We start from the raw sequence: 14824 nt of genomic DNA on the forward strand, positions 1-14824 counted from the left end.
CAATTCTAACGGGTTGTTGGGCCAGATTTAATTGGATTCGACGATTTCAGCCCGTCGCGCCATAGATAAAGCCCCGACCCGATAATCAGGCTGGCGCCCGCAATCGTCAGCATATCGGGTTTATCACCGAACACCGCCCAGCCCAGAGCGATGGCAATCAGCATCTGCACGTATATCGCGGGCGCGACCTGTGATGCACCCGCTTTGGCTGTGCCGACATAGGCGAGCCAGTGCGCCGTTGTTGCTGTGATCGCGACAAGGGTGCAGCGCGCGACCACGCTCCAGCTGGGCCACCCGAAATCAAGCTCGGCAATCCCCGAGAATTTGGCGCCCAGACAAATCACAAGCAGAACCGGTGCGCACAGGGCGGCTATAAAAACCTGCATCGACAGCGCGCTGCCCTGCCCAGCGCTGGCCCGATTGGCGACCATCATCAAGGCAAAGAAACAGGCAGAAACCAGCGGAAGAAATGCCGCCCAACCAAGCTCCGAAAGATTTGGGCGCAGGATGATAGCCACGCCCAGCAATGCAACAACCGAAACGAACCAAACCGCGCGGCGAACGGTCTCACCCAGCAACAATCCCGCAAGCAGCTGTGTCAAAACAGGTGCGAGAAAGGCAATCGCCATCGCTTCTGCCAGAGGCATAAGGTAAACTGCCGAGAAGAATGCAACAGACGCCATGGCGAGGCAGAACCCGCGGGCAACCTGCAACCACGGATTGGTAGGCCGGAAAGCCTCCACGCCTTCGCGGCGCCACAGTAAAACCGACAGCGCAATCGCTCCGATGGTAAAGCGCAGACCGGCCACGGCGTAGGGCGGCCATTCACCAGCCATACTCTTAACCACGGCATCACCCACAGACAGGATCGCAAAACCCGTCGCTGCATAAGCCAAGCCCGCGCGTTCATCTTTCGTCATCGCATCATCCCGCGCGCCCACTTCATACGGCCCACTGAACTTCGCAGCCGCGAAACACAAGCCACAAACCAATTGCTGATGTTCATGGTTTACGTTTGATTAAACACCGCACGGTATCGAGGCTCTACACCTGCGTATTTTTGCGCAAATCAGGGGCAAACCGACCGTCATGACAAAGCTGATCATCCAGATCCCGTGCCTTAACGAAGCCGAAGTGCTGCCCGACACACTCGCCAAACTGCCGCGCAGCCTGCCGGGAGTGGACGTGATCGAATATCTGATTATCGATGATGGTTCTTCGGATGACACATCGGGCGTCGCGCGGCGTTGGGGTGTGCATCATATCGTCCGCCACCGCGGCAATCGCGGCCTTGCAGAAGCATTCCGCAACGGGATCGACAAATGTCTTGCCGAAGGCGCAAACATAATCGTCAACACCGATGCAGACGGGCAATATGCAGGCGAAGACATCGCTCAGATCGTTGCTCCGGTTGTAGCCGGTGAAGCCGATATTGTTATTGGCGACCGTTCAGTCGCAGACAATGCCCATTTTTCGCCTTTCAAACGCCTCTTGCAGCGCCTCGGCAGCACAGTTGTCCGCACGCTTTCAGCAACCGATATTACCGATGCGGTCAGCGGATTTCGCGCGATCAGCCGCGATGCGGCGCAGCGGATCAATATCACCACCGATTTCAGCTACACCACGGACATGCTGATCCAGGCAGGGCGCAAACGCTTGGCGATCCTGTCTGTACCAATCCGCACGAACGCCGCCACGCGCCCTTCGCGCCTGTTCAAATCCATTCCGCGTTTCATCATGAATACCGGCGTCACGATCACCCGCGCCTACACAACGTTCAACGCATTGCGTGTCTTTGTGTTGCTAGGTTCCGCGCTCACTTTGATCGGATTAATGCCCATGGCGCGGTTCCTTTGGTTCTTTATCATCGGACAGGGCGATGGCCATATTCAGTCACTGGTGATCGGCGGCGCGTTGCTGACGGTTGGCGTTCTGGTTACGACGCTCGGCATTCTGGCCGATCTGATCGCCACCAACCGCAAGTTGATGGAAGCCAGCATGCTAAAACTTCGCCGGATCGAGGAAAAGCTGGAGGCAGCAGATCGCGCCAGCGATCAGGCCCAAGCGTCAATTACTGCATCCGCAACTCAAACAATCCATAGCAAAGCGTCCTGAACATGACCGCCGCCGCCACACCGGCAAGGATACCTGAGCGCACCGGCCTATCGCTGCCGGCGGCGAGTTCGGCCGTGTGGCTATATGCGCTTGTCGGCGTGCTGGCGGCGATGCACTTGTCTTCCGCTTTGGGCAGGTCTGTAAACTGGGACGAGTTCTGGTTTTATAGCCAGGTCGAAACCGTCGCACGCGGAGAATTCATTCAGCCGCTGCAAACGATCCACACCCGCTTTTTCGCATGGTGGCTGCCCGCTATGCCCGGCAGCGAAATCGACCACATCATCATTGCCCGGCTCACCATGTTTGTGTGCCTGGCAATCACCGCTCTGGGCATTATGCTGACAGCGGAAAAGTTTTCAGACCGCCGCACAGCATTGATTGCAGTCGGAGCCTATTTGGGCGCAGGTTTTGTGCTGCAACATGGCAGCGCTTTCCGCGTGGACCCCATTGTTGCCGCGTGTCTGACAATCGGCCTTGCCATCGCCGCCCGAACGCAGCTTAAACTGCCAGCTATCCTTGCCCTGGGTGCGCTTATTGGGCTTGCCGGCATGGTTACGATAAAATTCGTGCTGTGGGCTCCCGCCTTTGCCGGAATCGCGCTGTATCGCTGGGATGAGGAAGGGTTCGACTGGCGTTACCCGCTTCGTTGGATCGCCGCCGGTGTCACGGCAATCGCAGTGTTCGCCGCATTGTACGCCCTTCATTCCGCCGGAGCAGCCGAGCAAGCCACCCAATCGGCGAGCGGTACTTTGGGAAGTTCCGCTTCTCGCATGATCGGATTTCTGGACAATGTCCGTTTCGACATTGTTTCCAAAGGGGCTGTTACAGCGCTGCCATTGCTGATCGCGGCGGCATTGGTCCCGTGGATCGTGCTGAAATCAAATGCCGGGGTTACCCGCCGGATAGCCATTATTGGCCTGTGGCTTCCGGTTCTGACACCGCTGTTTTACTACAATTCCTTCCCCTATTTCTACGTCTTCATTCTCCCTCCGGTCGCAGTAGCCTGCGCGTTCTCGCTGCCGGTGATCACACAGCGATACGGAACTGCGCTGGTCGCCGCAGTGATTGCCTTAAGCGCGGCTGCGGTCTGGATTGTCGATGCGCGCGGGGTCACGGAAAAACAGAGAATTTTGGTTGATGCTGTCCATCAGGTGTTTCCCGATCCGGTCAATTATTTTGATTGCTGCGGGATGATCGCGCCTTTCCCAAAGGCGAACCATTTCCGCACGCAGTGGGGCGTCGATCAATACCTTTCCACCGGTCGCCCCGTCATGCTGGAGACGATGCAAGCCAAACCAGTTCCGCTGCTGGTCGATAACAATCGCGAATTCACCAGCGCTCTGCTCGGTATCAGAACGGATGTTTATCATCCTGATGATTTTGCCGCGTTACAGACCACTTTCGTCCGTCACTGGGGCGATATCTTTGTTGCCGGGCGCGATTTGGATGGCGGCGAGCAAGTGCAATGGGATGTGCTGGTGCCGGGCATCTACACCGTTAAAGGCGATGATCTGATCATTGGCCAAACCGTCTATTCCGATGGAGAGACAGTCACGCTGGATCGCGGCCAGACGCCCCTTGCCAATCCCGGACAATCAAAAACGCGGCTGATCTGGGGCGACAATCTGCCGATTCCGGCGGCCAATTCTCCAGAAAAATATTGGACCGCCTTTTAAGGATAGCCCATGACCACTCGACCAATGGATACATTCAAAGATCAGGCCTCCGGCCAAGAGCCGCGGCAAAGCCAGCGCACCCTACCCCCGCTTACGCCTAATGCGTCTTTGCGCTGGGATGTGCTTTCACGGTTGCTGCCAGCGAAAGTCGGCGAGGTATTGGAAGTCGGCTGCGGCCGCGGCGCAGCAGCCGCGCGCATCGCTCAGCGCGCCAGCCGCTATGTCGCGGTAGAGCCTGACGATCAGAGTTTCGCGGTCGCAAAAGAGAACCTGCGCGGCATCGCCACGGTCCACAATTGCATGAGCTTCGAGCTGCCCGGCTCCGATACTTTCGACACGATCTGCGCGTTCGAAGTGCTTGAACATATCGAAGATGACGCTGGTGCCCTGCAGGAATGGCGAGCAAAACTGCGCGCTGGCGGCCATCTGGTTCTGAGTGTGCCTGGATGGCAGGATCGTTTCGCAGCGGCAGATCACATCGCCGGTCATTTCCGGCGCTATGATCCCGCACAGCTCAAGGCCCGGCTCGAAGAAGCAGGCTTTGTCGATGTGCATGTTGAGGCATACGGCGCACCGGCAGGATACCTGCTCGAGGCATTCCGCAATTACGCAGCCAAGAAACTGCTGGCTGATGGCGCGCAAGACCTCGACATTGCCGAACGCACTGCTGGGTCAGGCCGTCTGTTTCAACCAAATCGCGGATTTACCGGAGTGGTCACTGCCACGCTGGCCCGCCCGATGGTTTGGGCCCAGCGGCTGTTCAAAGGCCGCGGCGTTGGCCTCGTCGCCCGTGCGCGCCTGCCTGAATGACACAGGTCCAGACTTCTGATGCAGCACCGCACAGCGGAGCTTTTGCGTGGAAGTCTGCGGCCCGCGCGCTTTTCCTGACAGCGGCACTCGTCGGTGGCGCAATGTTGCTGGCTCGGGAATGGGATGGCATCGCCGCCGCCCTTGCCGATGCCAATTTCGGATTGATCGCTCTGGCATTGCTGGCTGCAATTATTAACGTGGTCCTTACCGGCGTTTCATGGCGTGTCCTATTGATGGATGCGCCCGTAAATCTGTCACTGCCCCAGTCTGCGAATATCTTTTTCCTTGGCCAGATTGGCAAATATCTGCCCGGCACAGTCTGGTCCTTTCTCGCTTCGGGAGAGCTTGCCAAACGTGCCGGTTTCCCGCGCAGCGCCGCCATGTCCAGTTTGCTGCTTGCACTGATGATCGGGGTCGGTTCGGGCATTGCCATCGCTCTGTTACTCGTCCCGCAAACGTTGGGTTATTTGCCGGACAGTCCAATCCTCCTGGCCGCAGGCGGCATGGCATCATTGCTTTTGGGATTTCCCAAAGTGCGCAGCTTTTTGCTCAGGATCGCACAGATAGACTTCAATGTGCCGCTCGGCTCTCTTCTGCTATCGGCGGTTGTTGCCGCGCTCGCGTGGTTATTTGCCGGAGCCCAGATTGTCCTGTTGTCGCAATCAATCGGCGCAGGGTACGGATGGTCTGACATTTTATCGGCCACTGGTGCCTATGCGTTTGCATGGGTCGCCGGTTTCCTCGTGATTATCGCGCCCGCTGGCCTTGGTGCGCGCGAAGGCGGTCTGATCCTTGTCCTGTCAGTGAGCATGGGCTTGGCACAGGCTTCTGCTGTCGTTTTGTTGTCCCGGCTTGTTGTGACGCTTGCAGACTTTATCTGCGCGGGCATTGCGGCCGCTATGCCCCAGCCTCAAGCCGTTTCATCAGACGCGCCGCACCCGCATCAGGGCTGAGGGCTTTCAGTGATTCTTCAGGCAGCGGCGCCAAAGCCGATCGGTTCGCCAATGCGGCCTCAACCGCCATGGCCAAAGCGTCTGGATCATCAGCGGGGACCGTGCGCAAAGCCGCGGGAAAATCGCTTGCAAGAGTGTCAACCGCGGGGCTGGCTCGTGTGATGACCGTTTTACCAACGGCCAATTGCTGAAACAGTTTGTTCGGGATGACGCGCGCAGCCTTATCAGACGCGCTGAAAACACCGAGGCAGATATCTGCGCGGGCAATCACCGAAGGGAGGCGGTCGTATTCGACCCACTCGATCCATTCGATCGCGCTGCCATCATCACTCTGGATGGTCTGTCGCATAACCGGTTCTAATTGACCGCGCCCGATGATGACCCAGCGCGCGCCCATGGTCCGGGCGCGTTTCGCGGCCTCGATAATGGTGGGTACGCCGTGCAGCGGTATCAATTGGCCATAGAACAAGATGATCGGGCGATCATCGCGTGGACCGAGCAGATCTTCGACCGGGTCATTTTGGGCTGAAGGTGCGAAATGGTTTTCCGCGCCGACCAGAACAGTCTCAAACCGGTCCCGGTCCAATCCGAACTCGCGCGCGAAATAATCACCATGGCTGTCGGTATCGACAAGGACGATATCGGCGAGCCGCAAACCCATCCGCTCAAACTGCCAGATCAATTTCGCCAGAACCCCGCCTGTTTTCACAAGCCCGCGATCCACCGCGATCGTATCGTAAATCGGCAGAAAGGCATCAAGCACCACCGTGCGGCCCAACATCCGGGCAAGCGGGCCGATCAGATAAATCTCGATAACACCGGGATAGGGAAGCAGGACGGCGGTGCCTTTCGCACTGCGCAGCAACCGCCACAAGGCACGCGGATAACCCAGCAGCAATTTCGCCAGAACTTTGAGAAATGCGGTTTTGGAGGGGATATTGGTCTGCGGGACGTCTTCCCATCCAGAAACGTGAATTTCCTGCGCCAAAGCGCCCTGCCGCCGCAAAGCCTCGATCAGCAAACGGACACGCGGTTTACGCGTATCATAGCCTCCGAATACGATGATTTTTGCAGCCATGTTCGAAATGAAACCTGAATGAAAGACAATGCGGGCTAACTTTAGATGCGAAGGCGATCACGGCGCAATTGCACCGCGCAAATGGATCGTGGGCAAACCACCTGCGCTTCGGGCATCTCCCGCTTGATCCTGTGCTCGGCTGCTGGTGTCACGAAAGCCTGCAAGTTCCTGCCGGACTTTAGGAAAAAAATAAGGTTTCCGATTTATTCACCAAACTTCGAGAGGCGCTGTTCGTTCTAGTTGAGCAGTGCACTGATTAAGATTTTTGTCCTCGGGGGCCTGGAATGAGCGCATTCGGTAAAAAAGGTGGCGGAAGCATGAAATCGGGTGGACGCCCCGCTTTCGGCGTGGCGCGGCCTATGAAAAGCGGCAGCAATTCCGGTGAAGATGCCAAGGGTGGTGAGCAATTCCCACCTTTGCCCAAAGAAGACAGCACGCCCAAACCCGAAGCTGCACCAAAGAGAAGCCATAAGCCTGCGAGCACCGCCGATGCGATGGATCGCCTTAGCGAGCGCATGAACGCGGTCCATGTTCAGGAAGAACAAGGCGGATTCGAAGCCAGCGTCCACAAGATCAAAGAACAGGTTCTGCCGCGGCTGCTGGAACGGGTCGATCCCGAAGCGGCTGCGACGCTTTCCAAAGAAGAGCTGTCGGAAGAATTTCGCCCGATTATCATGGAAGTTCTGGCCGAACTGAAGGTCACGTTGAACCGCCGCGAGCAATTCGCGCTTGAAAAGGTTCTGATTGACGAACTGCTTGGATTTGGACCGCTCGAAGAACTGCTGAATGATCCGGATGTGTCCGACATCATGGTGAACGGCCCAGATCAAACCTATATCGAGAAAAAGGGTAAGCTGACGATCGCGCCGATTAAGTTCCGCGATGAACAGCATCTGTTCCAGATTGCCCAGCGCATCGTGAACCAGGTTGGCCGCCGGGTCGACCAGACCACACCGCTGGCCGATGCTCGTTTGAAAGACGGTAGCCGTGTGAACGTCATCGTTCCGCCGCTATCCCTGCGCGGCACCGCGATCTCCATTCGTAAATTCTCCGAAAAGCCGATTACGCTCGACATGCTCAAAGACTTTGGTTCGATGAGCGACAAGATGTGTACCGCGTTGAAAATTGCGGGCGCTTGCCGGATGAACATCGTTATCTCAGGCGGTACCGGTTCGGGTAAAACAACCATGCTTAACGCCCTGTCGAAAATGATCGACCCGGGTGAGCGCGTTCTCACCATTGAGGATGCTGCCGAACTTCGTCTGCAACAGCCTCACTGGCTGCCGCTGGAAACGCGCCCGCCGAACCTCGAAGGCCAAGGCGCAATTACGATCGGCGACCTTGTGAAGAACGCTCTGCGTATGCGACCTGACCGGATTATTCTGGGCGAGATTCGCGGCGCGGAATGTTTCGATCTTCTCGCCGCGATGAACACCGGCCACGATGGCTCGATGTGTACCCTTCACGCCAACAGCCCGCGCGAATGTCTTGGCCGTATGGAAAACATGATTTTGATGGGCGACATCAAGATCCCGAAACAGGCCATTTCAACGCAAATCGCGGAATCGGTCGATATCATCGTACAGGTCAAACGCCTGCGCGATGGTTCACGCCGCACCACTGACATAACCGAGGTGATCGGAATGGAAGGCGATGTGATCGTGACCCAGAACCTGTTCAAGTTCGAATATCTGGACGAAAGCGACGACGGCAAGATCATCGGTGAATTCCGTGCCTCGGGTCTGCGTCCCTACACGCTGGAAAAAGCGCGCCAATACGGGTTTGATCAGGCCTATCTGGAGGCGTGTCTGTAACACGCTTTGCGCGCCTTGGCGCGCAGCAAGCCGAACAGGCTTACACCAGACTCCCCAAAACAACCGGCAGGCTCATCGCGAGGCACCCGCCGCCAATAATCGCGCAGAGAACGAATAAGGTCGTCCAAGGCATAAAACCGACCCGTTCCAAGCGCGAGACATCGCGTTTTTTGCTGCGGCGGCGCTCCATAAGCGCGCAAAAGCCTGCGAACAGCCAAAATCCACCGCCAACAATGGCAAGTTGAGCCGCATCGCTCAGCAATTCAAACTGGATCCACAGATATGCCACGTCTGCGCATGTAAACATGCTTGGCGCTTGCGCAAATCCCGGCTGCGGCGTAAAGCCCGCCAGTAATGGATGGATCAGTCGCCCGCCCTCGCCCACTGCTCGCTCTGGGCGTTCGCTTGCTTACCGCGGGCACGCTTGCGACCATGGCAATGCTTGTAAAGCTCGCCGGAGATCAAGGCGTCCATCTGGCGGAGCTGATTTTCTGGCGGCAAGCCATCATGGCTGTCTGCGTGATCGCGTTGCTCGCCGTCTGGGGCAAACTCGCCACTGTTAAAACAAAGCGGCTTAATGCCCATATGCGCCGCGCATTATACGGCATCACGGGTATGTTTTTTGTCTACGGCGCAGTGATGTTACTGCCCCTGCCAGAGGCAACCGCGATCAGTTTTACCGCGCCGTTCTTTGCCGTCATGATCTCTGTTCTGTTTTTTGGCGAGAGCGTCGGCAAATATCGATGGGGCGCGGTCGTGCTTGGCTTTGCAGGCGTCCTGCTTATTACGCAGCCAAGTTTTCTGGGTGGTAACAGCGATCTGGTTGATCCTGTAGGGGCGGCCATTGGCCTAATCGCAGCGATGCTGGTGTCGCTTATCAGTTTCCAGGTTCAGGATTTGAACAAAACCGAACAACCATGGAGCATTGTATTCTGGTTTGCCGCTTTAACCACCCCTCTTACGCTAATTGCGATGCCATTTGTGTATCAGCCGCATAGCCAGGAAACGTGGCTGATCATCGTTGCGATGGCGCTATGCGGGGCGCTGGGTCAGATATTGCTGACCACCTCGCTGCGGTTCGGTTCGGCAGCGGTCATCTTGCTGATGGATTACACATCGCTGCTGTGGGCGACATGGTACGGCTATACCGTTTTCGATCAATCACCTGGTACCGGACTTTGGCTGGGTGCGCCGTTGATCATCGGAGCCGGCGTTTTGATCGCATGGCGCGAAAGGCAGCTCGCCCGAAACAAAGCTCAACCCATCGCAGACTAGGCGCGTCGCCGATTTGAAGGCATAAGTACCAGACACAGCTTTTTGGAAAGATAAATATGATCCGCAAAACCATTATCGCCGCCGCCCTTGCTGCTTTGTCTTTGACGTCGACCGCTTGCAACACGGTCAAAGGTCTTGGCGATGATATTAAATCCGTTGGTGAAGCAGGCGAAGACGCGATTGATTAATTCGCGCGCCTAATCGCGGCGATAGACCAAGATCAGATTATTGGCCGGCATCACATGGCGCGCAGCGCGCGTCATGCCGTATTTCTGCGCAACGCTGTCCAATTTTTCAACATCCCGAATTCCCCAATCGGGATTGCGTGCGCGCAGGCCGGCGTCGAAATCAACATTGGACGCTGCTGGCTGTGTCTGCTGCTCAAAAAATGGGCCGTACAGGATCAGCGGCAAGCCTTTGCCGCCCAAGATTCGGGCAGCACCGGCAAACAATCCCTCCGTCGCATCCCACGGGCTGATATGCACCATGTTGATGCACAAAATTGCATCAGCATTTTTCACTTCCCAAGACTCTGGGCGGGCCGCGTCAATTACCGTGGGGAAACGCAAATTTGGGGCCGCGCTTTCCTCGCGCCACTGGATGATCGATGCGAGCGCATCTTTGACGCAATCGCTCGGCTGCCAATCAAGTGCAGGAAATTGCTCCGCGAAATAGACCGCGTGTTCGCCCGATCCGCTCGCAATTTCAAGCACAGTGCCGGTTTCCGGCAGTTCTTGAACAAGCACCGCAGCAATAGCGTCCCGATTACGCTGCGTTGCAGGTGCGTATTTCTTCATGCTTTGCACAGTGTGTCTAACTGACCTGCCGCTCTTGCCCTTCCCAATAGGGCGCGCGCAGTTGCCGCCGCAAAATCTTGCCCGAAGGGTTGCGCGGCATTTCCGCGATCACATCGACGCTTTTGGGTGTCTTGAACGGAGCAACCCGTTCCCGCGCATACGCAATCACATCGTTGGGATCGAGCTCATGGCCCGGTTTGCACACGACACAGGCTTTCACTTCCTCGCCCCATTTTTCGCTCGGGATGCCGATCACGGCAACTTCTGCGATGGCAGGATGGCCATAGATCGCGCTTTCCACCTCAGCCGGATAAACATTCTCGCCGCCGGTGATGATCATATCCTTGATCCGGTCCTGAATGTAGACGTAGCCATCTGCATCCATGATCGCAGCATCGCCCGTATGCAGCCAGCCATCGGGATCGATAGTGCTGGTGGTCGCCTCAGGCAGGTTCCAATAGCCTGACATATTGGTGGGCGAACGCACGCAAATCTCGCCAATTTCACCTAGCGGCGCGGCCTTGCCATCGGACCCGCGCACCTCGATTTCCACGCCGGGCACGGCTTTACCGGCGGAACGCATCCGTTCATTGCCATCGATAGAATGGTCATCCGGCGGAAGATGGGTCACGGTCCCGGTCGTCTCGGTCATGCCGTAAACCTGCATAACCCCGGTATCCGGCATCGTGCGCACCACCTCTTTCAACAGTTCGAGCGGCATCGGAGCCGCACCGTAAAGCAGATAGCGCATGTTTGAAAAATCGGTTTCGGCAGCGCGCGGATGCTGCACCACCATTTGCAGCGCAGCAGGAACGATAAACATATGGGTCGCGCCCTGTTCAATCGCTTCCAGCACGCCCAGCGGATTGAATTCGGCCTCCACCCGGCAGCGAATGCCATTGGCAATGGCGATATTGATCAGGCCGGTGCCGCCAATATGCGCGCATGGCATCGCCGCCAACATACAATCATCTGGTTGATAATGGTTCCATGGCAGGTTCGCCGCATTGCCCGGATTTCTAAGCGCAAACAGATTGGCGTTGGACAGCATCACCCCTTTGGGATTGCCTGTCGTGCCCGAAGTATAAAGCTGAAGAACCGGATCTGTCGGATCAGCCTTTGCGTAATCTTCCGCAGGCGTTTGCGCCGCGATTGCAGCCCGCGCTTCCATCTCGCCAATAACGGTTGGCTTTGTATCGAGGGTAAGCGCAACGCGTTTTGCAATATCGACAAATTCCTCACCTGCGAAAACCAGCTTCGCCCCGGTATCCTTTAGGATGTAGCCAATTTCTGGGGGCGCAAGGCGCCAACCAACGGGCGCAACCACCACGCCAAGACGCGCCGATGCCATGTAAAGCTGACAATACAGATCGCTGTTTTTACCGAGCCACGCGACGCGGTCCCCCTTGCCAATGCCATGGTCCGCAAACAGAGCGATGATCCGGCGTGTGTTCTGATCCAGATCGCGGTAACTGGTGGTGCGACCGTCCTGGTCAAGAGCCGTCTGGTCCGGGCGTTTTTTTGCCCAGAACCGCAAAACATCATCAAAATGCGTGTAATCGTGGTGGAACGGATTGCTCATTCTGTTTCTCTCCAAACTCTCTTGGAAAGAGGATACGGTTTTTCCGCTGTCAGTCTAGCGATCTATCCGCAGATTGGCTTAAGACCAACGCCCAGAAGCCCGCGAGCGCGGCTCGCGCACGATCAGCCATATAAGCAGGCCGAGCGGACCGGCCATAAACGTCGCCAACAGGATCGGTGCCTGGAACCACCGCGAGAAATATTTCGCATCGGCATCGCGGGCGATCCATATGCCAACGAACAGATCGAACGCCAGATAATGCGTCCAGCCGATCGTCACCCCGACATCGCTGGAGAAGATGGAGCGCACCCCGTCGATGGTGGTAAAATCGGCGCCGCCTTCACCGGCAGGGATGAACCCGCCAAGCACGCTGACCAGCAATGCCGAATAGACCAGGCAGAGCAAACCAACGCCCAAAAACAGCAGCGCCGAAAGCAGGGCTGGCCAACGCGGCAAGGCGATGAGCGCGGCCCACGCGATCAACGCCATGACATTCACCGCATTGAAAACACTGCTCCAATCCATCAATCCACCTGCTCTTTATCGGCCTTGGCGCGCCATTCGCGCGCCGCGCGCTTCATTGATTCGTTGTCATGGGTGAAACGCCCTGCGGCATTGCGCATCGCGAGCCCCAAAGCGGCCTCTGCCACCACATCTGCATCGATCGAATGATACATCTCATAGCTGGACGGCAATAGCGGTTCGATCAGAGGCGCGACTGTCATTGCCACTTTTTCGGCAAAGCGAAAATCGCCTTCACGGGCACCGCGCAGCAATCCGGGGCGCAGAATGTCGAGCCGTTTGAACCCGACTTTGGAAACAAGCGCCTCGGTCTCTCCCTTCACTTGCATATAAAGCGATTTGGATTGCGGATTGGCCCCCGCCGCGCTGATCAGGACCATGTTAAGCACGCCGGCTGCTTTGGCGGCCTGCGCGGTCTGCACAATCAGATCCTGATCCACCGCGCGAAAGGCGGCCTCATCCCGGCCAGCCTTTTTCCAAGTGGTGCCGAGCGCACAGATAAAAGCGCGCGGTTTGATGGATTCGAACACTTCACCCCATTTCGAAGGATCAGCGACGAACATTTCCATTCGCGCGCCTTTCGGCAAGGCGGCTTCGCGGCGGGCAATGCCAACTATCCGCGCCTGGTCGCCTGCGCTCGAAATCTCGATTACGCGCCGGCCGATCAGGCCGGTTGCGCCCACCATGCCGATGCGTTCGGGCATCTTATGCCCAATGGTGCGCCGCTCAGGTGATCTCGCACGAAGATTAGACATTGCTAAGCCCCTGCGGCGCTTCGCCATAAATCTTCGCGCATGCCTGAATGGCGAAACGATCACTCATCCCGGCAATAAAATCGGCGATCACGCGGGCCCGCTGCGGATCATTTTCCGGTAAACGTGCCTGCCAATCCTCCGGCATCAATCGCGCATCTTGCGAATATGCGGCAAACAGGCGCGCAATCACATCACGCGCTCGCTCTGCGGCAGAAATCTGCTCCGGGTGATAATACAGTTTTTTGTACATGAAGGATTTGAGCGTCCGCTCATGCCCGGCCATTTCAGGCGAAAATCCGCCCAATTGGCGATGAGCGGCGCGGATTTCTGCGGCACTGTTCATGCCTTTGACCTGCGCCGAAGTGTGCTGGATCACATCGTTGACCATCAAGCCGATTTGATCGCGAACCAGCTCACGCAGCAACCGATCGCGCGGCGCGCGGGGAAACCGTTTTTCAACGCTGCGCCACTGCTCGGCCAGAAATGGCAATTCCATCAAATCATCCAGATCGAGGAAACCGGCCCGCAATCCGTCATCGATATCGTGATTATCATAGGCGATATCATCCGACACCGCTGCGATCTGAGCCTCAAGCGAGGCGTAGCTGCCGAGATCGAGTGGAAATGCCCGATCCAATTCGGCCAAAGCCCAATTCGGCGCAATTACCGGGCCATTATGTTTCGCCAAACCTTCGAGCAGATCCCATGTCAGGTTCAACCCGTCATTTTCGGGATAGGGGTTTTCGATCCGCATTACCGTTCGCAGCGTCTGTGCGTTGTGATCGAACCCGCCATGACGCTGCATTGCATCGGATAGTGCAGCCTCGCCGGCATGGCCGAACGGCGGATGCCCCATATCATGGGCAAGGCACAGCGCCTCTGTCAGATCCTCATCAATCGCTAGAGCGCGTGCCAAGACGCGGCCAATCTGCGCCACTTCAAGGCTATGCGTAAGCCGCGTCCGGTAATGATCGCCATCTGGCGCGATAAAGACCTGCGTTTTCGATTTGAGCCGCCGGAAACTCATCGAATGGATGATTCTGTCACGATCGCGTTGAAAATCGCTGCGGGGCCCGCGCATTTCACCGCCCAAGCTCACCTCGCCCGCACGGGCTTGAGGCTGGAACTCACGGCCGCCGTGGTTCGCGGGATCGGATGCATAGGGCGCGCGGTTTATCACTCCCCCCGATTAGGTCAGCAGACGCGCGCGCTCAACGGGAACAGATCGGCAACCTCATGGGATAGCCGTGGACAGCGCCCGCCCTGTCGAGAAGCGGGCACCAAAAACAAGGGTTGAAGGAGAAAAAGGGCCGTCTTCCGGGTGCATTGGGGGGGTGGAAGACGGCCCCAGGACCTTCGGTTTAGCGACCCAAGGACCCGAAACTTGCCGGTTCAAGAACTGGCAAGCTTTCCAAGCAGTTATTATCCCGCCCATCACTTTACACCT

Annotated in this window: 15 protein-coding genes; 7 read left to right on the plus strand and 8 right to left on the minus strand. The window is 57.2% G+C overall.

The features are described from left to right. Nucleotides 1-5 precede the first annotated feature (5 nt). Nucleotides 6-920: a DMT family transporter gene (locus FGU71_RS01090; protein WP_142786859.1), complete on the minus strand. Its 915-nt coding sequence runs from the start codon at nt 918-920 to the stop codon at nt 6-8. Between the two features lie 169 nt (nt 921-1089). Here FGU71_RS01090 and FGU71_RS01095 point away from each other — a divergent pair, with 169 nt between their 5' ends. From FGU71_RS01095 to FGU71_RS01110, 4 genes are read left to right on the plus strand one after another with little or no spacing between them, the layout of a single operon-like run. After that, entirely contained in the window at nt 1090-2115 is a 1026-nt protein-coding gene (locus tag FGU71_RS01095) for a glycosyltransferase family 2 protein (protein WP_142786860.1), read from the plus strand. 2 nt (nt 2116-2117) lie between these two features. After that, complete coding sequence (locus FGU71_RS01100; protein ID WP_142786861.1) at nt 2118-3791, plus strand: ArnT family glycosyltransferase; 1674 nt, start codon at nt 2118-2120, stop codon at nt 3789-3791. Between the two features lie 9 nt (nt 3792-3800). Beyond that, complete coding sequence (locus tag FGU71_RS01105) at nt 3801-4601, plus strand: class I SAM-dependent methyltransferase (RefSeq protein ID WP_142786862.1); 801 nt, start codon at nt 3801-3803, stop codon at nt 4599-4601. After that, nucleotides 4598-5554 (plus strand): lysylphosphatidylglycerol synthase domain-containing protein, encoded by a 957-nt coding sequence (locus FGU71_RS01110; protein WP_142786863.1) that lies wholly within the window; start codon nt 4598-4600, stop codon nt 5552-5554. The genes FGU71_RS01105 and FGU71_RS01110 overlap by 4 nt, the downstream gene beginning before the upstream one ends. On the opposite strand, the gene FGU71_RS01115 is transcribed toward FGU71_RS01110, so the two are convergent. After that, the gene (locus FGU71_RS01115; RefSeq protein WP_142786864.1) at nt 5499-6632 is read right to left on the minus strand and encodes a glycosyltransferase; all 1134 of its coding nucleotides are present in this window, start codon (nt 6630-6632) and stop codon (nt 5499-5501) included. The genes FGU71_RS01110 and FGU71_RS01115 overlap by 56 nt on opposite strands. Before the next feature lie 317 nt (nt 6633-6949). Between FGU71_RS01115 and FGU71_RS01120 the strand changes: the two genes are divergently transcribed. Further along, nucleotides 6950-8446 (plus strand): CpaF family protein, encoded by a 1497-nt coding sequence (locus tag FGU71_RS01120; RefSeq protein ID WP_407644387.1) that lies wholly within the window; start codon nt 6950-6952, stop codon nt 8444-8446. A gap of 40 nt (nt 8447-8486) precedes the next feature. Here FGU71_RS01120 and FGU71_RS01125 read toward each other — a convergent pair whose 3' ends face one another. Further along, nucleotides 8487-8735, minus strand: a complete 249-nt coding sequence (locus FGU71_RS01125; RefSeq protein WP_234035584.1) for a hypothetical protein — start codon at nt 8733-8735, stop codon at nt 8487-8489. 65 nt (nt 8736-8800) lie between these two features. Here FGU71_RS01125 and FGU71_RS01130 point away from each other — a divergent pair, with 65 nt between their 5' ends. Together FGU71_RS01130 and FGU71_RS01135 are read left to right on the plus strand one after the other, a co-directional pair. After that, nucleotides 8801-9721, plus strand: a complete 921-nt coding sequence (locus tag FGU71_RS01130) for a DMT family transporter (RefSeq protein WP_142786867.1) — start codon at nt 8801-8803, stop codon at nt 9719-9721. Between the two features lie 56 nt (nt 9722-9777). Further along, nucleotides 9778-9909, plus strand: a complete 132-nt coding sequence (locus tag FGU71_RS01135; protein WP_142786868.1) for an entericidin A/B family lipoprotein — start codon at nt 9778-9780, stop codon at nt 9907-9909. A 9-nt stretch (nt 9910-9918) separates the two neighbouring features. On the opposite strand, the gene FGU71_RS01140 is transcribed toward FGU71_RS01135, so the two are convergent. From FGU71_RS01140 to FGU71_RS01160, 5 genes are all read right to left on the minus strand, one after another. Continuing rightward, nucleotides 9919-10518 (minus strand): DUF938 domain-containing protein, encoded by a 600-nt coding sequence (locus FGU71_RS01140; RefSeq protein ID WP_142786869.1) that lies wholly within the window; start codon nt 10516-10518, stop codon nt 9919-9921. Nucleotides 10519-10534: 16 nt separating this feature from the next. Further along, a complete protein-coding gene (locus FGU71_RS01145; RefSeq protein ID WP_142786870.1) occupies nt 10535-12100 on the minus strand; it encodes a long-chain-fatty-acid--CoA ligase in 1566 nt (521 codons plus the stop codon). 78 nt (nt 12101-12178) lie between these two features. Beyond that, complete coding sequence (locus tag FGU71_RS01150) at nt 12179-12625, minus strand: ABA4-like family protein (protein WP_142786871.1); 447 nt, start codon at nt 12623-12625, stop codon at nt 12179-12181. After that, complete coding sequence (locus FGU71_RS01155) at nt 12625-13377, minus strand: NAD(P)H-binding protein (RefSeq protein WP_234035585.1); 753 nt, start codon at nt 13375-13377, stop codon at nt 12625-12627. Before FGU71_RS01155 ends, FGU71_RS01150 begins: the two co-directional genes overlap by 1 nt. Beyond that, the gene (locus FGU71_RS01160; protein WP_142788912.1) at nt 13370-14554 is read right to left on the minus strand and encodes a deoxyguanosinetriphosphate triphosphohydrolase; all 1185 of its coding nucleotides are present in this window, start codon (nt 14552-14554) and stop codon (nt 13370-13372) included. The genes FGU71_RS01155 and FGU71_RS01160 overlap by 8 nt, the downstream gene beginning before the upstream one ends. Between the last annotated feature and the right edge of the window lie 270 nt (nt 14555-14824).

Source organism: Erythrobacter insulae (assembly GCF_007004095.1).
GTDB classification, from domain to species: Bacteria; Pseudomonadota; Alphaproteobacteria; order Sphingomonadales; family Sphingomonadaceae; genus Erythrobacter; species Erythrobacter insulae.